A 24,938-nucleotide genomic window follows, 5' to 3' on the forward strand; every position below is an offset into this window, starting at 1 on the left:
TTTCTAAATCAACTCTAATAATAAAATATCAAACTCAGTATCAATGCTTACTTTTCCATTCTTAACCTCTGTTTCCTTACCAGAGTATGCATCTCTTAACTTTGTTCCATCTTCCAATTCAGCAATCGAAATTTCTTTTAATCCCTTATCCAAATCCAAAGCAACAAACACCTGATCTTGATATTCTCCTTTTTCGAATGATCTGCGGAACACATATGGGTTTTCTGAAATCATTTTATGAACACCAGCTCCAACAGCAGGATGATTCGCACGGAACTGTCCCAGCTTTTGCCAGTGACTTAAAATCGCTTGCGTTTCAGCATTATTTTCGATTTCATCCCAATTCATCAACGATCTCAAATTGGCATCACCCACTGCTCCTTCAACCAACAAAGGTCTGGCTGATTCATCACCATAATAAACCTGGGATGTACCTGGTGACAACAAAAGCTTGGTAGCAGATTCGAAAGTTCTTTCTCTTTTCTGATCAAATGGAGAACCATCATCATGAGATGTCAAGTAGTTCAATACACCATATCCTTTTAAATCACCATTAAGGATATCAGAATACATGGAGAATAATTCTTCGTAGGTTGATTGAGCATTATACTTGAACTCAAAATTGATCAAATCGGTAAAACCATTGGCAAAATAGTTCACTTTCTTATCACCAAAATCAAAAGCAAACTTATTGCTGATGTTGTAATTGTAAACCTCTCCTACTGTATAGAATTCATTATCATCCAACACCTTGTCAGGATTGTTCTTCTTATAAAGTTCGAATGCATATTCACACTCTTTGCGAAAATCAGCCCAAACCGATTCTTCGGTATGTTTTACTGTATCCACACGATAACCATCAATCCCAAATTCTACGATGTAATCGCACAACCATTTGATGATATAGTTCTTTGGCGTACGCGGATATCCTGTACGAGCAAAAAACTCATCCAACTCCTTTACTTCTTGTTCATATCTTCCTTCAGCTTTCCATTTTTGAGCCAAAGTTTCGGGAATGCCTACTTCTTTATTACTTTCCGTTTTTACATCAGGAAGATTTTTTACCAATGTACACTCAATGGTATTTTTGTAGCTATCGTAAGTACATTGCGGACTTGTTCTTACCCAATCGCTTTCCCAAACAGGATCTTTCTCGGTAACTGGACCTGTATGATTGATCACAGCATCCATAACCACGCGAATTCCATTGGCATGAGCCGTTTCAACCAATTCTTTTAGATCTTCCATATTTCCAAAGTTTGGATCCAAAGCTGTCCAGTCTTTGGCCCAATAGCCATGAAAACCATATGTATTTCCTGTTCCTTCATCAACGGCTCCGTGAATTTGCTCAGTTACCGGAGTAAACCAAATGGCGTTGATTCCTAAATCGGTAAAATATCCTTCTTTAATTTTTTGAGTGATTCCCTTAAGGTCACCACCTTCAAAGCCACGTAGTTTTCCAGTTGGCAAATTTCTTTCAAAATTCACATCGTTCTCTGTAGTTCCATTGTTAAAACGATCGGTCAACAAGAAATAAAGATTAGCTCCCTCCCATACAAATGGTGTATCTTTCTTTTCTACTTTCTTATCAACTTTAGCACAGGCTGATAACAATACTAGCACACTTGCAAAAATGCTGAATAGTTTCATCTTCATTATTTAGCTAATTTTATTGTAATGGTTTGATTTTTTTCTGCTTTAAGCACTCCTGAAAAGCCAAGTGTATTTGATTTCTCATCCCAAGTGAAATCAACTCTTTTGCCATTAATGCTTACTTTCTTCGGTTGTTTCTCAATATTGTGAATGATATGAGAAATCTTTTTATCAATGGCTTTATAATGATCTCCTGTTTCACTAATCAAATTAATGCTTAGTTTGCCCGATTTGTAAGTTGAATTAAATCTTAACATTTCATATTCACCTTTTTCGTAAGCAGCTGGAGTTTCTCCATCATCGTTGTATAATTTGCCTTCACTTTCATTAACCGATGCAGCGTGATAATAGTGCAAATCCATATTTTTAAGAGAGTAGCCAATGGTATTCTTCATGCCTTGAACCATAGGAACAAATGATCCTCCACGAACAAAAACAGGAATGCTTTCTTTTTGGGTTTTGATGGTATAAGCTTTACCTCCATCGTACTTTTTATCGGTAACAAAATCGAACCAAACCGAATTTTTAGGCATATACACCTCTTTATTTTTCAGTCCAGGATCTGTTACTGTTGATACCAAAAATGCATCACCCCACAAATAGGTATCCGAAATGTGTAGCAAATCCTGATTGTCTTCTTCCTCGAAGAACAATGGTCGCATTAATGGCAAACCTGTTCGATGGTTTTCAAAAGCCATGGTATAAATGTATGGCATCAATTTATATCTTAACTCAATCGATTTTTTCGCCAAAGCTTTGGTCGTTGGCTCTCTAAATACTGGTTCCGAAGCTACATCCTCCTGAGCATGTGGACGGAATATTGGCTGAAACACACCATATTGCAACCAACGGGTGTACAATTCATCATCAAGATTAGCTCCTGCAAATCCTCCCAAATCAGAGTGCATGTATGAAATACCCTGCAAGCCCATTTGTAACGAAATTTCGGTTTGTGGTTTTAAGCCATCCCAGCTTCTGCTAACATCACCAGTCCATGGTACCATACCATATCGCTGAGAACCTACCGCACCGGCACGCATTAAAATGAATGGTCTCTGCTCCGGAAAATCTTTTTTATATCCTTCGTAAACCAATTTGGCCCAATAATGTCCATAGATATTGTGAACCTCATCAGCTGTACCATTTACATGCAACAATTCTGATGGATGGACTTCAGGTTCCCCAAGATCTCCCCACCAACCGGCAACACCTTTATTGGCCAATCCTTTGTAGATATCCCAGAACCAATCAATTGCTTTGGGTTTAAATACATCCACCAAGCCTGTATTTCCAAAGAAGAAATCATATCTATATGGATTTCCCAATGAATCCAAACCTAAAACTCCTTCACGAACTGCCTCGTCCCAACGATCCGAAGAAGTCAAAATAAATGGCTCTGTAATCAGAATTGTTTTAACACCTCTGTCATTCAAATCAGAAATCATTTTCTCAGGGTTTGGAAATGAATCTCTATCAAATGCAAGATTTCCCATCTCATCCTTAACGGTTTTTCCAAACCAATACAAATCCAAAATAATGGCATCAACCGGAATCGAATCTTTCAAGAAATGATCAATGGTTTCCACTGTTTCTCTTTGTGAGTGATATCCAAATCGACTCGAAAAGTTCCCAAATGCCCAACGTGGCAACATTGGCTGACGACAGGTAAGTTCTGTGAACTGGTAAGTAAAATCTTCCCAGGTATCAGTAGCAACAACTTGATATACCTTTCTACCGCTAATGGTTTCGTAACGAAGTGTATTGTTCTTTTGACTATCCAAATCCAAAAATCCAATTGGAGCATTGTCGAAATGTATTGCATATTTCTTGGATGAAATAACCACTGGCATGGTATAATTCATCAATTCTGAATGCGTACCATATCCATAATGCGCTCGGTTGTATAACTGAAGACGATTTCCTCTACGGTTCATACCCAAAACACGAGCTCCACCTCCAAACAAAACTTCCTCTTTTTCTAGATTAAAGTCAATATTTTCGGTACTGTCAGTTTTGGTATATCCTTCTTTTTCCGATATCAGATTCTTCCCTTTATACAAATATTGAATTGAAAATGGTGACTTTGATACCTCCACCACAAGTCCTTTTGACATGTATGCAATAATCCCATTTTTCTGTACAAGGCTTAGATCATCCACTTTAGGATTCATCACAACAGCATGTGAAATACCTTTCTTTTCACCACTCGGTATAAATGCAGTTTCTACAATGTTCTCATTGTAAAATTGAATTTCATATCTACCATCATTGGTTTTTATTTCTAAAACCTTTCCCCTTAATTGAGATGAAAGAAATTCTCTCGCACTATTTTGCGCAAAAACAGTTGTTGATATTGCAATTAATGCAATAAAAACGAATAATCTCAATCTTAAACCTTGTAATAATCTCATACTCTTTCTCAAAATGCCCTCAAGCTATTTTCTCTATTTTAATTCCAATACCATTGATGTGTTGCCGTTCAATCTTAATTTTCCATTTGAAAATTGAATGGTTTGTTCACTCAAAATATCATATCCTTTTGTAAAGTCTTTTATATTCTCTGAAAAACGATCCAAACTCAATTCCTGTTTTTCACTACCATTATTTAGCACTATCATAACAGTTTTCTCATTATTAAATCGAAAATAGACATACACATCATTTTCAGGAATATAATGTTTGAGTTTGCCAGTGTGAACTACAGGATTAACTTTTCTCCATTGAAGCAGTTTTTGTAAAAAATTGAATGCATCATTTTCCTTATTGGTTCTTCCATCGGTTGTAAAAGCATTTCTTCCATCTCCTTCCCAACCACCAGGAAAATCGATTCTCATTTTCCCATCTCCATCACTCTTCTTTCCTTCCATCAAAATTTCAATTCCAGCATAAATTTGAGGAATTCCCCTAGTAGTCATCAAAAAAGTGTTCATCAGTTTAAACTTATCAAGATCACCATCTAATGTAGACATAATTCTGTCGGTATCATGATTTTCTGAAAAAATCAGAATATTGTTCAAATCCTTGTATAGATAATCTGCTGCAAGGCTATTATACAATCGAACCACTCCATTTTCCCATTGCTGAGATTCCAAAAATGCCTTTTCCATTGCGAAAAACAATTGAAAATCCATAACACATGGCAAATAAGAATTGTAACCATCCGCATTTAATGCATCTTTTTGCCAATAGGCTATGTCCGCCGCATTCTTGTACCAAGTCTCACCGACTATATTCAAATGAGGATACTCTTTCAATAGAGCCTTTCCCCATTTGGACATTTCCTGTGGATCGTTGTACGGATGCGTGTCCATTCTAATTCCATCCAAATCGGCATATTCCACCCACCAAATACTATTCTGAATCAAGTAGGTCATCAACAGTTCATTCTGTTGATTTAAATCCGGCATGCTTTTATCGAACCAGCCATCCGAAAATTTGATTTTATCCACTTGAGAAGCATGTGGATCCAATAAGGTTGATTTACGGTGATTGGAGTTTGTGTATTCATCATGAAGATGAACCCAATCTTTCTGGGGAAGATCTTTCATCCACCAGTGAGCACTTGCACAGTGATTAAAAACCATGTCTTTGATTAGCTTAAACCCCCTTTTCTTGCACTCTTTCGACAATTTAAGATAAGCCTCTTTACCTCCGTATCTCGCATCAATATTGTAGTAATCGGAAATTGCATAGCTATGGTATGAGCCTCTTTTTTCATTATCTTCCAATAAAGGAGTACTCCACAATGTAGTAATTCCCAAATCTTGTAAATAGTCAAGTTTATTAATGATCCCTTGAATATCACCACCATGGCGGCCATCAAAATTGGCTCGATCTGCCTTTTCGGTCAATCCATCAACTGAATCGTTTTCGGGATTTCCATTGGCAAAACGATCTGGCATCAATAAATAAATTACATCCGAAGAATTAAAACCTTTGCGGTTTGAAGAATTCTTTCTTCTCTCCTTCAGTTCATATTGATATTTTAGTTCCTTTCCTTTGGAATTGGTTAATGTAATATTAAATTTTCCTGCTTTCGCAGATTTGTCAATTTGCAAATTAACAAAAAGGTAATTCACATTCTCAACATTTTGCACCGATTGTATAGTAACACCGGGATAATCCAATGTTGCCTTGTAATCTCCAATTTCTTGACCATAAATTAACAATTGAAGATTGGGATTCTCCATGCCAATCCACCAGAATTCTGGTTCAAGCCTTTCGATTTTTGTTTTCGCTGCTAAAGAGGTCAGACTCAAAAAAGAAAAAAATAAAATTGGGAAAAGTATTCTTTTTACAATGCTCATCATAAGAATTACTAATATTAAAATTCAGGACAGTAGATCAACTACTATCCTGAATTGCCATAACTATTAATTAAGCGTTCTCTACTACTAGACTGCTTTCTTTTTCAACTTTGTATTCATCATCTTTAATGAAGATATTGATAGCTTCTCCTTCTTCATTAATAACTCCTACTCCCTCTTCCGAAACTCTTACATTTAACAAGTTACCTCTAAAACGCACTTTAAATGAGTAAGATTTCCAAACTTTAGGAAGCATTGGGTTAAATACCAAACTTCCATTTACAACTCTCATACCACCGAAACCTTCTACAACAGACATCCATGTTCCTGCCATACTTGTAATGTGAAGTCCTTCGTGTACCTCTTTGTTGTAATCATCCAAATCCAAACGAGAAGTTCTTAAGTACAAATTGTAAGCTCTTTCTTCATCACCAATTTTTGCTGCCAAAATAGAGTGAATACATGGCGACAATGATGATTCATGAACTGTTCTTGGCTCATAGAAATCGTAGTTTTTACGAATTGTTTCCAAATCATATTGATCTTCGAACAAGTAGATTCCTTGCAATACATCTGCTTGTTTAATGAAACAAGAACGTAAAATTCTATCCCAAGACCAGTGTTGGTTAATCGGACGAATTGCTGGATCTAGATCTGCAGCTAAAATCTGCTCTTTGTCCATATACCCATCTTGCTGTAAGAAAACACCAGTTTCTTCATCAACAGGATAGTACATATTTTCAATAATATCATTCCACTTTGCAGTTTCAGTCTCAAAATCAAAGTTTAAATTCTTCATGATTTCTTCGAAACGAGCAGAATTGGTTTCTTTCACATGAGCCATTGCCTCTTGTGTATATTTCATACACCAGTTTGCAATAGTACTTGTATACCAGTTGTTGTTGATATTATTTTCGTATTCGTTAGGACCTGTAACTCCTAACATTACGTATTTCTTTTTCGCTTGAGAATAGGATACACGCTGGCTCCAGAATCTTGAAATTCCGATCAACACATCTAATCCATATTCTTCTAAATATTTTTTATCGCCTGTGTGGCGGATATAGTTATAAATGGCAAAAGCAATTGCTCCATTACGGTGGATTTCTTCGAAAGTAATCTCCCACTCATTGTGACACTCTTCACCATTCATTGTTACCATTGGGTACAGTGCAGCACCGTTTGTGAAACCAAGTTTCTTTGCATTTTCAATGGCTTTTTGTAATTGCTTATGACGATAGATCAATAGATTTCGAGTTACTTCAGGTTTAGAAGTACTCAAATAGAAAGGAACACAGTAAGCTTCAGTATCCCAGTAGGTAGATCCACCATATTTTTCACCGGTGAAACCTTTAGGACCGATATTTAGTCTTTCATCTTCACCTGTATAAGTTTGATTCATTTGGAAAATATTGAATCGAATAGCTTGCTGAGCAGCAATATCACCTTCAATAACAATATCACTATGATCCCATTTATCAGCCCATGCATTAACATGTTCTTCCAATAAAGCACCATAGCCTTTAGCTTGAGCAGCCTCTACTACAGAAAGTGCATCTGATGCAATATCAGTTTTGCTGTGATTTAGTGAGCTTAATACAGCTGCATATTTATAAATTGAAATCTCTTGATCTTGCTCGGCATCAACTTCTACTGTATTGGCAACATATTTGGCATTCTCAGTTAAAGAAAGATTTAAATCAACTTTCTGACCATCCTTTAACACCTCATATTTCATGCTCATACAAACATGAAAGTCAAGTTTTTTAGTTGCAGCAGTAATGTATGCCTCACCTTTCATTGACTTAGTCTGTAGAACATTCCAAAATTGTTCGTCGTAGTTTGAATCTTCGTTTGTAACATCTGCATCTACATAAGGTGTGAATCCAATCTTACCATCAAAATTTAATGGCGTTACAGAGTAACGAATGGCACCAACTTCAGAAGTTACGATACTTAGAAATCTTTTGGCTTCAACTTTCACCTTGTTTCCGTTAGAAAGTGTAGCTACAAAACTACGCTCTAAAACTCCTTCTTTCATGTTCAAAGTGCGCACAAAATCACTCACTTCACATTTGGCAAGGTCAAGCATTTCGCCATTAATTTTCACGTCAATACCAATCCAGTTTGGCGCATTCAATACCTTTGCAAAATATTCAGGATAACCGTTTTTCCACCATCCTACTCTGGTTTTATCCGGATAGTAAACTCCAGCTACGTAAGTTCCTTGTAAAGTTTCGCCTGAATAATGCTCTTCGAACATGGCTCTTTGTCCCATGTTACCATTACCCAAACTAAATATACTTTCTGATGCACGGTGGTTTTCAGGATTAAAGCCTTCCTCAATTATACACCACTCATCATGCTTTAAATACTCATTCATGTTTGATTTTCTTTTAATTAGCTATTAGCAGTTAACTTTTTAAACAATTACTGCTAACGTTAATTGTTTACCGTTAAAAGTTAAATTGAGTCATTGAAAAACCCACAAATCCAGGAACAACAATATTTGCTTTTCCCAATACATCAGGCGATCCGATACCGACACATTTCATATTACCATTTATAGCTGCCTCAACACCAGCTTCAGCATCTTCAAAAACAATACATTCTGATGGAGAAACACCCAACAACTCAGCACCCTTTAAGAATACTTCAGGATCTGGTTTCGCATTGCTAACATGTGTTCCATCAACAACAGCATCGAAATAATCAGCAAGTTCTAACTGATTCAAAATGGTCATAGCGTTTTTACTGGCTGAGCCTAAAGCAATTTTAATTCCCTTAGCTTTAAGTTCGTTAAAGAAATCTTTTACACCAGGAAGTATTTCATCTGGAGTCATTTTTAAAATGTACTCCACGTAGTTTTTGTTTTTCTTATCAGCCAGTTCCAGTTTTGTCTTTTCATCCAATTCAACTCCTCCAATTTCCAAAAGGATATCTAATGATCTCATACGGCTCACGCCCTTTAATCTTTCATTATCCTCCTCGGTAAAGTCGAATCCCAATTCATTTGCTAAACTCTTCCATGCGATGTAATGATACTTTGCGGTATCAACAACCACACCATCTAAATCGAAGATGCATGCACTAATCTTTCCCATCAGTTTTTATAAATTGTTTTTGTTATTTATCTGATTCTTTCACAAAGAATACAGATATCGCTCCTAAAATCATGATAATACCGGCTAGAACTAGAATGTAAATTCCATCGCCGCCAAAAAAAGTACGAAGTATTGGTCCACCAAATACACCACTTAAAATTTGAGGTACAACTACTGTAAGGTTGAACAGTCCCATATAAACTCCCATCCTTTTCGCTGGAAGTGCTCCTGATAAAATGGTATAAGGCATAGCCAAAATACCTGCCCATGCAATACCTACACCTACCATAGAAATCAATAGCAAGTAATGGTTGCTAAACATCATGGTAGAAATAAAGCCGATACCTCCCATAACTAAAGATCCTGCATAAACTGTTTTTCTGCTGGTCAAGCTAATTAGCTTAGGCATTAGAATAGAAAACAATGCCGCTACCAAACTGTAAACTGCGAAACAAATACCTACCCAATTACCAGCTTCGTTAAAAGCATCTAAAATTTGCTTATTGGTTTCTGTTTTTGCATTAAAATCGATAGGTACGCCGAAATAATGTTGAGAAATTGCAGTTGTAGAGTAAACCCATAAAAGAAATAGTGGAAACCATGAAAACAATTGCACAATAGATAATTGCTTCATGGTTTTTGGCATATTCATCAACAAATTCCAAAAACTTTCTTTCGTTTCCTTATCTTCTTCTGTAATGTTATTATAAGCCTCAAATTCTTCTGGTGGATATTCCTTTGTTTTAAATACTGTAACCAGCACACTAATTAAAAGAAGGGAACCTCCAATATAAAATGACCAAATTACCGAAGGAGCAACATTACCTCCTGCTGACTCATTGGAAATTCCAGCAGCTGTCATAATAAAAGGCAATGCAGAACCAATTACAGCACCTACGTTAATTAAAAAGCTTTGCACTGAATAACCAACATTTCGTTGCTCTTCTGGAGTCATATCAGCTACCAATGCTCTAAATGGCTGGAAAGTAACATTGAAAGATCCATCCATTAATGCAAGCATTACAACGCCAAAAACCAAAGCTCCACCCGCTTTTACAAACATTGGAGCGTTAGGCATTAAGAACATTGCCAGCATAGAAACGATTGCACCGAACAAAATATAAGGAGATCTTCTTCCCAATCGGTTCCACGTTTTATCACTTGCAGCACCAACAACCGGCTGAACTATCAAGCCCATAATTGGAGCCACCAACCAGAAAAATGACAATTCATGTGGATCTGCTCCTAAACTTGTTAATATTCTACTGGCATTTGCATTTTGTAATGCAAAACCAAACTGAACACCTAAAAATCCAAAGCTCAGGTTCCAGATTTGCCAAAAGCTTAAACGAGGTTGTTTCTTCATTTGATCGATATTAATTCTTCTTACTTTTTAGAAGTTTGATTTCAATTTAAACTGCCTTTAAAGTAACAGTTTATATCACAACACTAGGATAAAAGAAACAAAAGGAATTAATCATGATCCACGATATTGAAAACACAATACAGCTTAAGACCAACTAACTTTTACATCACAAATAGAAAAAATGGATTTTGATCCTATTCATTTCCTTCGATTATCCAGAAATGAGATCATATTATAAGGAAGTATATTTTATAAAGTCGGAAAAGAGGTTTCCCTCTGGGGCAAAAGTAAGGAAAAGTAAGCAATCTGTCAAAAAGTTTTGCGCCTCAACCTGCCTGTAAGCCAGTAAAAACAGGCCTGAAAACCCATTTCAAACGATTGCAACAAATTTTATTTTTTTTATTTCTAAGTCAATATTCTAACTTTTAAAAACAAAAAAAGAGTTGAACTTTCTCAACTCCTTGTAATATTATAACATCGATTATCAATTTCTAGTAGATCCCCTAACAATCAAATTGGTCTTTACAACCTTGGTTACAGGCTCATAATCCATATTTCCTTCCTTAATTCTTCCAACAAGCAACTCGCTGGCTCTTAAGCCAACCTCATACCCGTGTTGTTCTAAAGTAGTTAAAGCCGGATCTGAAGTTCGTGAAACAACCCCATCTGTGAATCCTATAATAGAGATATCTTCAGGAACTTTAAACCCCGCTTTTTTAACAACCGATAATGCACCTGCTGCTGTAAGTTCATTAACAGCAAATATAGCATCAGGTGGTTGTGGAAGGCTCAACAAATCCGGAGTTTTATCTAATGCCTCCTCAAAGCTGTCGCATTTAATAATTAATTCTTCATCAATTGGAAGCTTATGTTTCAACAGGGCTTGTCTATATCCTTTCTGGCGATTTTGCCCCAAAAGCATGTGTTGTGGCGCAGATAAATGAGCGATTCTTTTACAACCCGAATTTATTAGATGTTCAACAGCTGTAAAAGCACCCGCAAAGTCATCAACGATTACGTTGTCAGAAGAAAGCTCATTGCAAACTCTATCGAAAAAAACAACAGGTATGCCATTATCCCTTAACTCCTTAAAATGACTAAAATCTCTTGTTTCCTTAGACATCGACACCAACACTCCATCCACTCTACTCGATAACAAGGCTTGTACATTGGCCAGTTCTCGCTCGTAAGATTCATTCGATTGAAACATCATAACATTATACCCTGCTTCATATGCAATTTTTTCAATCCCACTAATTACAGATGAAAAGAAATGATGAACAATCTCCGGAATAATGACTCCAATAACATTCGATTTACTATGTCTTAAACTAAGAGCAACTGCATTGGGTTTATAATGCCATTTCTTCGCCAATTCATTTACAGCTTCCTTGGTTTTTGCACTGATATCCGGATGATCTTTTAAGGCTCGTGATACAGTAGAGGCTGAAATGCCTAATTCCTTTGCAATATCTTTAATCGTTACTTGTCCGCTTCTCATTGATATTTAATAGAGATTTAATAAATCAAATTGATTGCACAACCCTAATATTATCAAAGCATTAGAATCACTCCAATCAAAATTGCTGTAGCATCTGTAAATATAGGAAATTTTAAACAAATCAATTGACTTATTTCTTATAATTCCGCTTCCGAATTCACATATCGACATAATTACATATCAAACGTTTGCGGTAACGATTGCGATGATTTATTCACACTTAAATATCAATGGTTTAAAAACTTGATTTTGTCATTTCGTATCTTTGGTAATAGAAAAAATTAAGACTAACTTAAGATTTAGATAATTTTGAATGCTAAAAGAGGAAGCTAAAGAGTCGGAAACTTGAGTTCATATTTCTTTTAGTATTTAAAACATGTCTAATCTATTAACTAAATTCTAATTTATCTTAAATTTCTATTTATGGAACTTAACATTAGTATGCTAAGAAAACTGCTTCTCATGCTTGTTACGGTTTTTTCATTTACCGTATTGCAGGCACAAGAAAAGGCAGTTAGTGGTACTGTTACCGATGCAAACGATGGCATGGGTATACCTGGTGTTTCCGTTGTAGTAAAAGGTACCACCATTGGTACAACTACAGACATCGACGGAAATTATACGCTGAAAGTTGATGCTAATTCTACACTTGTATTTTCATTTGTAGGATACAAAACACAAGAGATTTTGGTCGGTGATCAAACTCAAATAAATGTTATTTTAAGTGTTGAAACCGAAAACCTTTCCGAAGTTGTTGTTATTGGTTATGGTCAGGTTAGAAAAGATGATGCAACAGGGGCTGTTTTTTCAGTAAACTCTGATGATTTTAATCAAGGTTCAACAAGTTCTCCACAAGACTTAATCGTAGGTAAAGTTGCTGGTGTGCAAATTGTAAGTGATGGAGGTGCTCCCGGTTCTGCTTCTACAATTCGTATTCGTGGGGGTTCTTCCATGTCTGCTAGTAACGATCCGTTAATTGTAATTGATGGTATTCCTTTGGACAACAGAGCTATTGATGGTATGAGCAATGTTTTAAGTTCATTAAACCCAAATGATATTGAAACATTTACAGTTTTAAAAGATGCTTCTGCTACAGCAATTTACGGTTCCAGAGCATCCAATGGTGTAATCCTTATCACTACCAAAAAAGGAAAAGCCGGACAAGATATTCAAGTAACTTACGATGCGAAATTTTCTTTTGGTAAGATTAAAGAAACAATTGATGTTTTAAGTGCTGATGAATTTAGAGCTTTAGTAAATGAAAGAGCGAAGACAAATTCTTCTGTAAATCCTAATTTACTTGGTAACGCTTCAACAGATTGGCAAGACGAAATTTATCGTGATGCTTCTGGTCATGAGCACAATGTAGGTATTACAGGAGCTATTAAAAACATTCCTTACCGTGCATCTATTGGTTACACTGATCAAAAAGGTATTTTGCAGACTTCAGAAATGCAAAGAACTACAGGAACTTTAAATGTAAACCCAAGCTTCTTCGATGATCATTTAAAACTTAATATGGGTCTTAAGTATATGATGATTGAAAATCAGTTTGCAGACAAAGGTGCTATCGGAAGTGCATTACGTTATGATCCAACTCAATCTGTTTTCAATAAAACAGGTATTTATGGAGGATATACAACTTGGTTGATGAGCGATGGTTCTAGAAACGTAAACGGAACACGTAACCCTGTTGCTCAATTACAACAAAAAGCAGATAAGTCAGAAGTGTCGAGAGTTATTGCTGATTTTCAAGCTGATTATAAATTACACTTCTTCCCTGATTTAAAAGCTAGTGTTAAACTTGGATATGATTATTCTGATAGTGATGGAGATATCATTACTGATTTGGATGCATCATGGGTAAGAGCTTCATCTACTGGCGTAAAAAGAGATTATACTCAGGAAAAAAAGAACGAATTATTAGATTTCTTCCTTACATACGATAAAGATCTACCATCTTTGGATAGTAAAATTAGCGTTATGGGAGGTTACGAGTGGCAACACTTCTGGTCTAAATCTTCAGCTTTCGAAGTGGACAGAAACAATGCAACCATTGAAGATTCAAGAAATGAAACCGAGAACTATTTAGTTTCTTTCTTCGGTCGTGCCAACTATACATTTAAAGATAAGTATATCTTAACTGCTACTCTTCGTAGAGATGGCTCTTCAAGATTTCACAAAGACAACCGTTGGGGTACATTCCCTTCTGCTGCATTTGCTTGGAGAATGAGTGAAGAAGAATTCATGAAAAGTATTGATGCCATTAGTAGTGTTAAAGTTCGTTTAGGATATGGTGTGACAGGTCAGCAAGAATTGAATAGTGGTGACTACCCATATTTAGGTACTTATCGATTAAGTGACACCAGAACAAGATATCAATTTGGTGGTAATTACTACACCTTAATCAGACCTGACGGTTATGACGAAGGCTTGCAATGGGAAAAGACTACAACTTACAACGCAGGTATCGATTTTGGATTCTTCAACAACAGACTTAATGGTACAATCGATGTTTACAAGCGTAAAACCGAAGACCTATTAAATACAATTCCAGTTCCAGCTGGAACCAACTTCACCGATAGACTTCTTACGAATGTAGGTGATCTTGAAAATAATGGTTTCGAATTCTCGATTAATGCTATCGCAATAGATAAAGAAGATTTGTTCTGGGAAGTTGGATTTAACCTTTCTTACAATAAGAATGAAGTTACTCGTTTGACTAACTATGACGATCCTAATTACCGAGGAGTTGAAGTTGGAGGTATTAGTGGCGTTGGTGTTGGTAATACTATTCAAATTCACTCTGTAGGTCATGCCCTAAATACTTTCTATGTATACGAGCAAGTTTATGATGCAAACGGAAAGCCAATTGAAGGACTTTATGTAGACCGAAATAAAGATGGTCAAATTACAACTGCAGATAGATATTATGCAGATGATCCTGCTCAGGATGTTAATATGGGATTCTCATCTTATTTGAAATATAAAGATTTTGATTTTGGATTTAACGGTAGAATTGGACTTGGGGGACAAATTTACAACAATGTTATCGTAGGTGGTAGATACCAAGAGATGACAGTAAATGAGTATTTAACCAATATGCCTTCTGAGATTAACAAGTCTCAATTCGAAACAGCGCAGCAATATTCTGACTATTTCCTTGAAGATGCTTCTTTCTTAAGAATTGATAATATCACTCTTGGCTATAACTTCACTAAATTGTTAAAACCTCTATTAGGTTTTGATTTTAATGCAAGAGCATATGCTTCTGTACAAAATGCATTCGTGATAACAGATTATAGCGGTTTAGATCCTGAAGTTAACGGAGGAATCGATAATGATGTATATCCAAGACCAAGAACATTCTTGTTTGGATTAAATGTTAAGTTTTAATTAGCAAATAACATTGACAATGAATAAGAAATATTATAAAACAAATTACATCCTGATAGCATTTGCATTAATATTTGCATTGGTATCATGTACGGATGATTTGGACACGACACCTCTTGATGAGGATATTAAAACTGGTGATAATGTTTTAACTGATGCTGAATCATATAAGCAACTGTTAGCAAAATGCTATGCTGGGCTTATATTGGGAGGTCAAACAGCAGTTGATAGCGATCAGGATATCAGTAGTATCAATGGTGGTTTTTCATCGTATTTAAGATTACTATGGAATCACCAGGAGCTTCCAACTGATGAAGCAATCTGTGCTTGGAATGACGGTAATTTAAGAGACCTTCATGATCAAGATTGGAACAGTTCAAATGAGTTTGTGACAGCAATGTACTATCGTATTAACCTACAAATTGCATACTGTAACAACTTAATTAAACTTACTACAGACAAACCTGAATATGCTGATTTTAGAAATGAAGCAAGAGTATTAAGAGCTCTAAGTTACTATCACATGTTGGACATGTTTGGTCGTGGGCCGTTCGTAACAGAAGAAGATGAAGTGGGTTCGTTTTTCTTCCCGGAAATGGCAACGCAAAAACAACTTTTTGATTATGTAGAAACTGAACTTACTACTATTGAAAATGACCTAATGGATCCAGGAACCAATGAGTATGGTAGAGCGGATAAAGGTTTAGCGTGGGCAATTCTAGCAAAAATGTATTTGAATGCAGAAGTTTACATTAATACTCCTAAGTATACTGAAGCAATTACCTATAGTAATAAAATTATAGATAGCTATTCATTAGAAGCTGATTATGAGAATTTATTCTTAGCTGATAATCACCTAAGAACCAATGAAATCATTTTCCCTATTACATCAGATGGTAATAGCACTCAAACTTGGGGAGGTATGACTTTCATCATCCACTCTACCGTTGGAGGCGATATGCCTGCAAGTGAGTCTGGTATCGATGGTGGTTGGGGTGGTAACCGAACTACATCATCTTTCGTTAGCCTTTTCCCTGATGTTGATGGAACAGATAAAAGAGGTTTAATTTGGACAGAAGGTCAAAACCTTGAAATTGCTGATATTTTCAACTTTAGAGATGGGTATGCATTACGTAAATTTAAAAACGTTACATCAACTGGTGCTGTAGGTTCAAATTTATCATTCCCTGATACCGACTTCCCATTGTACCGACTGGCAGACTTCTATCTGGTATATGCTGAAGCTGTACTTCTTGGAGGTACGGGTGGTACTAAAACTGCTGCAGTAGATTATATCAACGAACTTAGAGTAAGAGCATATGGTAATACCTCAGCAAATATTACAGAAGCTGATCTTACATTAGATTTTATTCTTGATGAAAGAGCTCGTGAGCTTTATTGGGAGTGTCACCGAAGAACTGACCTTATTCGATTTGGAAAACTAACAGGCGGAACATACAATTGGCCATGGAAAGGTGCTGTTGCAGAAGGAAAATCAACTGATGCAAAATATAATGTATTTCCAATTCCATCGTCAGATATCAACGCGAATCCAAATCTGTCAAATATCTCAGGTTATTAATAGATTTAAAAATACGTTATGAAGAATATAAAATACATACTAATATTACTTCTCGCAGTAAGCTTTTTTTCTTGCGATGACGATGATATTACCAAATTAAATGATTCAAATTATGAGCCTGCTAGTAACATTACAGGTTTCGGTTCAACTTTGAACATTTCTAAGGCTATTAAAGCTGAATCAATTAAAATAACATATACTCCTGCCTCATATGGTGTGGATATTGTTACAACTCATCAGCTTCAATTTGCTGCATCAAGCGATTTTGCAAACCCTGTTACTTTTGATATTGACGCTGCAGACGATTCTTTTACTTTCACAGTAGGTGCATTAAATGAGCTTCTTACAGAATCTCTTTTATTACCAGTAGATGTAGAAGCAAATGTTTCTGCAAGAGTTATGACTTATTCACTATCAGGAGTTGATACTCTTTATTCTGAACCAGTTAGTTTTGCAACTACTCCATATTTGGATATTCTTTTTGCTCCTGAAACATTCTATCTATTTGGTGATGGTGTTGGACGTGTTGCACAAAACAACAAGCTTAAATTCAATAAAGTTCATAGTGAACCAGATGATTCTTGGACTATTGTTTGGATGGAAGCTAATGGTACATTCAAACTTTGCTCTGATGAAAACTACAAAGGAGTAATCGGTAAAATTGGAGATGCTGACCCAGCTACTGGAGAGTACACATTAGGTACTACTGACAATAGAGGTGAAGATATTCCTGTTCCGGGAACTGCTGGCTATTATACCGTTGGTGTTAATTTAGCAACAAACAAATTACTAATAGAACCTGCTAACATATACATTACAGGTCCTACCATTGGTAATGTATGGCCTACTAGTTCTGTTGTAGATGATAACAAGTTTAAGTTAGATGCTGAGAACAAGAAAATGTTCTTGACAAAATCTTTACAAGCTGGAGAACTTAGATTACACGTTACCCACCCATATATTGGAGACTGGTGGCATGCTGAATTCTTATTCTTTGATGGTAAGATTGTTTACAGAGAAGCTGGTGATGATCAGGAAAGAGTTAATGTTAACGGAGGAGAACAGACCATAGAGCTTGACTTTATTAATCAAACTGGTAAAATCAAATAAACATGAAAAATATAAAATATTTATTTATATCACTTTTGGCGGTTCTATTCGTTGCCTGCGACGATGATTTTGACACGCCAAATGTAACAGAACCAGTTCAAGGTACCGCACCGGTACTTAATGAACTAGCAGAAGAGATTGACCTGGTTCTTATGAAAAAGAACGAAGGTGAAACCATTGTTGAACTTACCTGGTCTGAATCTACTTTCGCAGATCCTATTGGAGTGAGATATTACGTTCAGATTGATACTGTAGGTAATGAATTTGCCAATCCTTTGGAATTTGATAGAATTGCAGAAACAACAACTGCAATTAAAGTAGGAGCTCTTAATGAGTTGATTTCAGGAAGATATCCTCCTGCAAAGAAAGTAGAGTTGGAAGCAAGAATTAGAGCTTTTGCAAATGAAGATCTAAATAGCTTGTATTCGAATGCAGTTTCTATGAAAGTAACTCCATACCTTGATGTACCAATTCCATCAGAATTCTACATCTATGGAACAGCTACTTCTGAATCAGATGTAACAAAAGCTTTAAAAGCTTATGGTGCTAATGACATTTACACCAAATACTTGAAGCTTACTAAAGATGGTTTATTCAAATTTGCTGAAAAACAAGCTAGCGATGGATATGATTACAACTTTGGTAAATTCGCAACAAAATCTGATAATATCGAAGCTGCTGGAGACAATGCTGGAAACTTCAAATTCACTGGTGAAACTGGATGGTATAAAGTTGAAGCTGACTTTGTATCAAGCTCACTAAACATTACTTCTCATGTAGTAGGTTCAGCTACTTATGGTTTTGATTACGACAATCTTTACCTTGTTGGTGACTACAATGCTACTGATCCTACCTGGGATGCTGGAAATGCTGTTGCATTTACTAAAGTAAGCGAAGGTGTTTATACTATTGAGAAAGTATTGAAAGATGGTGCTCAGTTCAAATTTATCGGTCAGCAAAGCTGGGGTGACCTTGATTGGGGTAACATTCAAGAAAATGGCAACACTGGTATCTTAGGTCCAAAAACTGCTAATGGTAACATTACTTTCGATGGTGGTGATGCTGAATATGACATTACAGTAGATCTAAACGCAGGTACTTTCGCAATTGTTGCTAAGCCTGTATATCCAACCGAATTATACATGACAGGTAATGGTGTTGGTCCGGATGATGAAGACTGGAATTGGAAAAACGAACTTCAATTTGTTCCTGTTCACAGTCATCCTGAATTGTTCTGGAAAATTGTTTGGATGAAAGGTTCAGGAAACTTTAAGTGTGCTCCTCAAGCTGCATGGGCAGGTGGAGACTTTGGTAGAGAGGGTGATGCAACCGATGGTGTTTACGCCAAAGGTGGTACTGACATTCCTGTTCCTGCAACAGCTGGATATTATATGGTTGTTGTTGACTTAGCAAATAACACTATCGAAATTGCAGAGCCTAAGGTTTACGGTATGGGTAATGTATTTGGTGGATGGGAAGGTGGAGATCCTGCCGATCTTTTCACTGTTGACAATACCAATAAAGTAATTAAATTTGATGGGGTTCCTAATGATGGAGAATTAAGAATGTATGTTGATGCACCAACATTGAACTGTGATTGGTGGCAAGCTGAATTCATCGTTCTTAATGACAAAATTGAATTCAGAGGAACAGGTGGTGACCAGGAAAGAGTAAATGTTACTGCAGGTGACAATATCTCTCTTAACTTCTTAACTGGAGCTGGTTCAATCACAACTCCTTAATAAAACTATAAGCACGTAGGGTAGTCATGAGGCTACCCTGCTTCAAATAATTAAATGCAATTGGTAACTATTCTGGTTGCTGATTGCATTTTTTTATACTGAAACCAAACGGAATTCAATCAATAGAAAGTTCTGATTATGAAGAAACTTTACACATATCTTACCTTTATATTCCTGCTAATGTCATTCATTAGTCAGGCACAAATCATAACTACCTCCCCTGCCTTTCCTACCGAAAGTGATGAAGTGACCATTACTTTTGACGCTACTTTGGGAACTGGAGGATTAAAGGATTACACCGGAGATGTTTATGCTCACACAGGTGTAATCACTGATAAAAGTACATCAGATACCGACTGGAAATATGCTCCTACCTGGGGTGATAATAGTGCCAAGTACAAATTGACCTCACTTGGAAACAACAAGTGGGAATTGAAGATTACTCCAAGCATTCGTGAATACTACGGTGTTGTAGATGGAGAAAAAATATTAAAAATGGCTTTCGTATTCCGTTCTTCTGACAATTCAAAAGAAGGGAAAGACGATGGTGGCAAAGACATTTTTGCAGATGTAAGTGAAGGTGGCTTAAATGTTAGCTTCTCAGCCCCTATTAACAACAAAGTCATTCAAAAAAATGAGGATTTACAGGTTACAATACAATCAAATGCGAGCACAAGTCTAACACTATATCTTGATGGAGTTGAAAATGAAACTACCACAGCAGCTGAAATTAGTAAAATCATAAATACTGATATTGCTGGTAATCATGAATTGGTAGCTGTTGCCTCAGATGGTTCAGAAGAGGTGAGAGATACAGTTAATTTCTTCGTTCGCGAAGATGTTGTGAATGAAAGTATGCCAGCCAATGTTGTTGCTGGTATCAATTATATTGATGCTACTTCAGTAACACTTGTTCTGTATGCTCCCAACAAGGAATATGTATATGTTATTGGAGATTTTTCGGATTGGAAACTCGATAACATGTACCAAATGAAGAAGGATGGTGACAACTTTTGGGTGACCATTAACAATCTTCAAGCTGGCAAAGAGTACATTTTCCAATATCTTATTGATGGAGACATAAAAATTGCAGATCCATATGCCGATAAAATATCAGATCCTTGGAATGACAAGTATATTACTGATGAAACCTATCTAAATCTGATTGATTATCCGGAAGGAAAAACAACAGAAATAGCCAGTGTATTCCAAACAGCACAAACTGCATTTAGCTGGACCGATAATGGATTTACCATGCCTAAAAAGGAAGATTTGGTTGTTTATGAACTTCATGTTAGAGATTTCACTGCTGCTGGTAATATCAAAACAGTAACAGATACTCTGGATTATTTGGAAAGATTAGGTGTTAATGCAATTGAGTTAATGCCATTCAACGAATTTGAAGGAAATGATTCATGGGGTTACAATCCATCGTTCTATTTTGCGCCCGACAAAGCTTATGGAACAAAAGATGATTACAAAACTTTTATCAATGAATGCCACAAAAGAGGAATTGCCGTATTAATGGATATGGTATTGAATCACACCTACGGACAATCACCATTCTTGCGAATGTATTTCGATGGCAGTAAGCCAAGCGCTGAAAATCCTTGGTACAATCAAGAGCATAATTTCGAGAACCCCGATGCACATTGGGGCTATGATTTGAACCACGAGAGTCAAGCAACAAAAGATTTGGTAGATAGAATCAACTCATACTGGATGGAAGAATACCACATTGATGGTTTCCGTTTCGATTTTACCAAAGGATTCTCGAACACAACTCATAGTGCTTCTTCTGACCCATGGGGTAGTCAGTACGATGCAGCCAGGATTGCCAACCTAAAGCGAATGGCAACAGAAATCTGGAATGTAAAATCTGATGCTGTAGTAATCTTCGAGCATCTATCCGATAATCAAGAAGAAAAAGAACTTGCTGCTCACGATATCCTTCTTTGGGGCAATGCTAATTATGACTATCGTGCAGCCACTATTGGTAATAGCTCTGATTTTAATTGGACTTCATGGAAAAATAGAGATTGGGATGGTCCTAAGCTTGTAAGTTATATGGAAAGTCACGATGAAGAACGAATGATGTATAGTAATCTTACTGAAGGTAAATCTTTAGATGGTTACAATGTAAGAAGTTTGAATACCGGCCTTTCAAGAATAGAAACTGCGGCAGCCTTCTTCCTAACCATTCCCGGACCAAAAATGATCTGGCAATTTGGCGAACTAGGCTATGATATCTCTATCAATTACAATGATAGAACTGGGAAAAAACCAGTAAAATGGGAATATCAGGATGATCCTTATCGTAAAAAAGTATATCAGGTATTTTCTGCCTTGGCAAAGATTAAAAAGGAAGAGCCTGCTTTTGAATCAGACAATTTTAATTTAATCACTTCACAGGCCTTAAAGCGTATCGAAATCAATCATGCTGATATGGATGTTCGTATCATTGGTAATTTTGATATCAAGGAAGGTAGTATATCTGCTAATTTTAGCAAAACAGGAACATGGTACGATTATTTCTCTGGGCAAGAAGTTAATGTAACTGCTATCGATGCTAGCATTACACTTCAACCAGGAGAATATCATATCTACACCACAAAACAATTGACTCAGCCGAATGTTATCGCAGCACCTGTTGCTAGTAATGTTAGCATTGCAGGAACAGCTAAAGAAGACGAAACTCTTACTGCATCTTATTCCTACGCTGATGTAAATGGAGATACAGAAGGAGCTTCTGTTTACAGATGGTACAGAGCTGAAGATACCAATGGTAGGAATGAAATGAGTATAAGTGGTGCCACAAGTACAACTTATCAGCTTACTGGCGACGATCGCAACAAATACATTCGATTCTCAGTGACTCCTGTTGCGCAAACCGGTGAACTACTTGAGGGTAAAACAGTTTATTCTACTTATACAGAACAGGTGGTATCATTGGTAAATGCTCCTGTAGCAAGCAATGTTGAAATTACTGGAACTCTTACAGAAGGTGAAACTCTAACTGCAAGTTATGTATATAGCGACCCTGAAAATGATGCTGAAGGCTCTTCAATTTTCCAGTGGTACAGGTCAGATAATAAACAAGGTACGAATGAAAGTGAGATTTCGGGTGCAACAAGCTTAAATTACACCTTGCTTAATGCTGATGGTGGAAAATACATCCGATTTTCAGTTACACCTGTTGCCGAAACAGGAGAACTACTTACAGGAAATAAGGCATATAGCAATTATACTGATATCATAGCTTTTACGACAGGAATAGATGACATATTGGAAAAAGAGCTTAAAATGTATCCTAATCCTGTTAAAGATATTCTACACCTATCTAACTTAAAAGGCGTTAATCAGATTAAGATTTATGGTTTAAGTGGTCGCATGGTAAGAACAATTGGTAGTCCAAATAATTCGGAAGAAGTAAATCTTAGCAAGCTAGCAAGTGGCATGTATTTATTCATTTTCGAAATGGAAGATGGATCGAAACTGACAAAAAAAGTGATGAAACAATAATTAATACCAACGCAATAGCAGAATTAAAATAAAACAAGTTTTCTTTATAGTTTATAGATCAAGTAAAACTCCCGCTTTGCTACAGTGCCAAGCGGGAGTTTTTATATAATAAGATTGTGACCTTATTTAATCGTCAACTCCAATCGATATTTTATTTCCGAATCACCTGGTTGCACAATTAACTTGTATTCGCCAGGAATTAATGGTTCATCTGGCATAGACACTTTAAACACAAAAGGAGAATCAGTATAATACCCAATCTGTTCACGAACCATTTGATCTTCTGCATTAAATATTTTCAGATTCAATTCACTATTGACAAATTGCTTTAAATGAAACTGGACAAATATATTCTCCGACTCTGAATAATAATGCTCTTGATCAGCTCCCATAAACTCTTCTCTCTCCTGCTTATTGTTTTCATTCAAATCAATAAAACCAGTAAAAAAGAAGAATCCTTCCTGACCTTTGGTGAACTCTGGAGCCAAATTCTCAACATTCTCACTAATATTCATTGCCATAACAGGAGTTTCTGGAATCTTTTCGGTTACCTCTTCCAATTCTGGTGTTTCATCAGTTTGAGCTGTCACAGCCTCATCGGTTTTAACAATATTGGCAGTAGAATCGCCAATTTGTACTAATATTCGATATTGTATTGGGTCCTTCATATCCAAAGAGGCCGTAATCATATACTCTCCCTCAGGTACATTTTTTAAAACCCGTAAGAATTGATTGCCAGGATGAATCGTGTCTTCTTTCATGGTATAGTGTTGCAAACTATCCAAGCTGGAAATATTCATTGCAATCATATCATAGGTAGAATTCCAAATCTGATAAACCACTTGCTTATTATTCATTGGAAGGTTAAGTCCAACTTGAAAATCAACTTTTCCAAGCGCAAACTGCCTCTGATTCAAACCAATTACCTCTGCACTATCCATTTTCATATCTCCATCCTCATCAATCCATTCCTTAAACAGGTGAAAACTCTCGGGAAGCAGTTTCTTCCTGATTTTTGCGAAAGCATTGCCATTAGGTTCCTTTATTAAAAAGTTAATCTGATATGTTTTCCCCGATTCTGCCGGATTGATTGTCAAGATATACTCTCCCACTGGCAAAAAAGCATCGAAGTTTGAGTAGGTAAATAAAGGTTTTGAGGTATAGTTTTTACGTACTGTTCGAATTAGGTTACCACTCGTATCCCAAATTCTAAGCTTCAAGTTCGTCCCTTCTTTTATTGCCGGATCGTACAAAGAAGCACTAATAGACTCCCCCTTGGCATAAGATTGTTTCCCGAGTCCAAAAAACTCATTCTTCTCAACGATTTCATTTTCGTTTAAATCCACCCATTTGTTGTAGGCAAATAAGCCAATGGGAATGCCGTCCTTATTCTGTTTTTCTTGATTCTGAATTTGATCTGATTCATCAGCACGTACATCATCATATGGGATAGAATCTTGTATAAATTGTTCCTGTGCACTTGTAAATGTGGCCGTGCCAACCAATATGGCAAGTATCAAATAACACCTACCAATAATACATTTCATTTTTTTGTATAACATGGTATTTGGTTTAAAGCTGAATAAAAGGAATTGCTGTCTATTTAAATACGGTTTAAATAGCGTATATGTTTTAGTTTCAAACCAATAGTTTGA

Annotated in this window: 13 protein-coding genes; 5 read left to right on the forward strand and 8 right to left on the reverse strand. The window is 36.3% G+C overall.

Annotated features, from left to right (window positions below; genetic code table 11):
• Window positions 1-3: 3 nt before the first annotated feature.
• The 7 genes from ACKPCA_RS10030 to ACKPCA_RS10060 all read right to left on the reverse strand — a co-directional run bounded on the left by ACKPCA_RS10030 (window position 4) and on the right by ACKPCA_RS10060 (window position 11,931).
• Complete coding sequence (locus ACKPCA_RS10030) at window positions 4-1,656, reverse strand: alpha-amylase family glycosyl hydrolase (protein WP_321278935.1); 1,653 nt, start codon at window positions 1,654-1,656, stop codon at window positions 4-6.
• Entirely contained in the window at window positions 1,656-4,064 is a 2,409-nt protein-coding gene (locus tag ACKPCA_RS10035; protein ID WP_321278936.1) for a glycoside hydrolase family 31 protein, read from the reverse strand. Before ACKPCA_RS10035 ends, ACKPCA_RS10030 begins: the two co-directional genes overlap by 1 nt.
• A 33-nt stretch (window positions 4,065-4,097) precedes the next feature.
• The gene (locus ACKPCA_RS10040) at window positions 4,098-5,843 is read right to left on the reverse strand and encodes a glycoside hydrolase family 13 protein (protein ID WP_321278937.1); all 1,746 of its coding nucleotides are present in this window, start codon (window positions 5,841-5,843) and stop codon (window positions 4,098-4,100) included.
• Between the two features lie 187 nt (window positions 5,844-6,030).
• A complete protein-coding gene (locus tag ACKPCA_RS10045) occupies window positions 6,031-8,343 on the reverse strand; it encodes a glycoside hydrolase family 65 protein (RefSeq protein ID WP_321278939.1) in 2,313 nt (770 codons plus the stop codon).
• A gap of 73 nt (window positions 8,344-8,416) precedes the next feature.
• Window positions 8,417-9,064, reverse strand: a complete 648-nt coding sequence (gene pgmB / locus ACKPCA_RS10050; protein WP_321278941.1) for a beta-phosphoglucomutase — start codon at window positions 9,062-9,064, stop codon at window positions 8,417-8,419.
• A 22-nt stretch (window positions 9,065-9,086) separates the two neighbouring features.
• Window positions 9,087-10,430: an MFS transporter gene (locus tag ACKPCA_RS10055; RefSeq protein ID WP_321278942.1), complete on the reverse strand. Its 1,344-nt coding sequence runs from the start codon at window positions 10,428-10,430 to the stop codon at window positions 9,087-9,089.
• Between the two features lie 484 nt (window positions 10,431-10,914).
• Complete coding sequence (locus tag ACKPCA_RS10060) at window positions 10,915-11,931, reverse strand: LacI family DNA-binding transcriptional regulator (protein WP_054719808.1); 1,017 nt, start codon at window positions 11,929-11,931, stop codon at window positions 10,915-10,917.
• 423 nt (window positions 11,932-12,354) lie between these two features.
• Here ACKPCA_RS10060 and ACKPCA_RS10065 point away from each other — a divergent pair, with 423 nt between their 5' ends.
• From ACKPCA_RS10065 to ACKPCA_RS10085, 5 genes are all read left to right on the forward strand, one after another.
• Window positions 12,355-15,327 carry a SusC/RagA family TonB-linked outer membrane protein gene (locus ACKPCA_RS10065; protein ID WP_321278943.1) on the forward strand — a complete coding sequence of 991 codons (2,973 nt, stop codon included), beginning with the start codon at window positions 12,355-12,357 and terminating at the stop codon, window positions 15,325-15,327.
• A gap of 19 nt (window positions 15,328-15,346) precedes the next feature.
• Window positions 15,347-16,909: a RagB/SusD family nutrient uptake outer membrane protein gene (locus ACKPCA_RS10070; protein ID WP_321278944.1), complete on the forward strand. Its 1,563-nt coding sequence runs from the start codon at window positions 15,347-15,349 to the stop codon at window positions 16,907-16,909.
• Window positions 16,910-16,927: 18 nt separating this feature from the next.
• Entirely contained in the window at window positions 16,928-18,019 is a 1,092-nt protein-coding gene (locus ACKPCA_RS10075; protein ID WP_054719801.1) for a SusF/SusE family carbohydrate-binding protein, read from the forward strand.
• Window positions 18,020-18,021: 2 nt separating this feature from the next.
• On the forward strand, window positions 18,022-19,761 hold the full coding sequence (locus tag ACKPCA_RS10080) for a SusF/SusE family carbohydrate-binding protein (protein ID WP_321278947.1): 1,740 nt from the start codon (window positions 18,022-18,024) through the stop codon (window positions 19,759-19,761).
• A 138-nt stretch (window positions 19,762-19,899) separates the two neighbouring features.
• Complete coding sequence (locus ACKPCA_RS10085) at window positions 19,900-23,283, forward strand: alpha-amylase family glycosyl hydrolase (RefSeq protein WP_321278948.1); 3,384 nt, start codon at window positions 19,900-19,902, stop codon at window positions 23,281-23,283.
• A 122-nt stretch (window positions 23,284-23,405) separates the two neighbouring features.
• Here ACKPCA_RS10085 and ACKPCA_RS10090 read toward each other — a convergent pair whose 3' ends face one another.
• The gene (locus tag ACKPCA_RS10090) at window positions 23,406-24,845 is read right to left on the reverse strand and encodes a hypothetical protein (protein ID WP_321278949.1); all 1,440 of its coding nucleotides are present in this window, start codon (window positions 24,843-24,845) and stop codon (window positions 23,406-23,408) included.
• Window positions 24,846-24,938 lie beyond the last annotated feature (93 nt).

Source organism: Marinifilum fragile (assembly GCF_963677365.1).
In the GTDB taxonomy this organism is placed as follows: Bacteria; Bacteroidota; Bacteroidia; order Bacteroidales; family Marinifilaceae; genus Marinifilum; species Marinifilum fragile.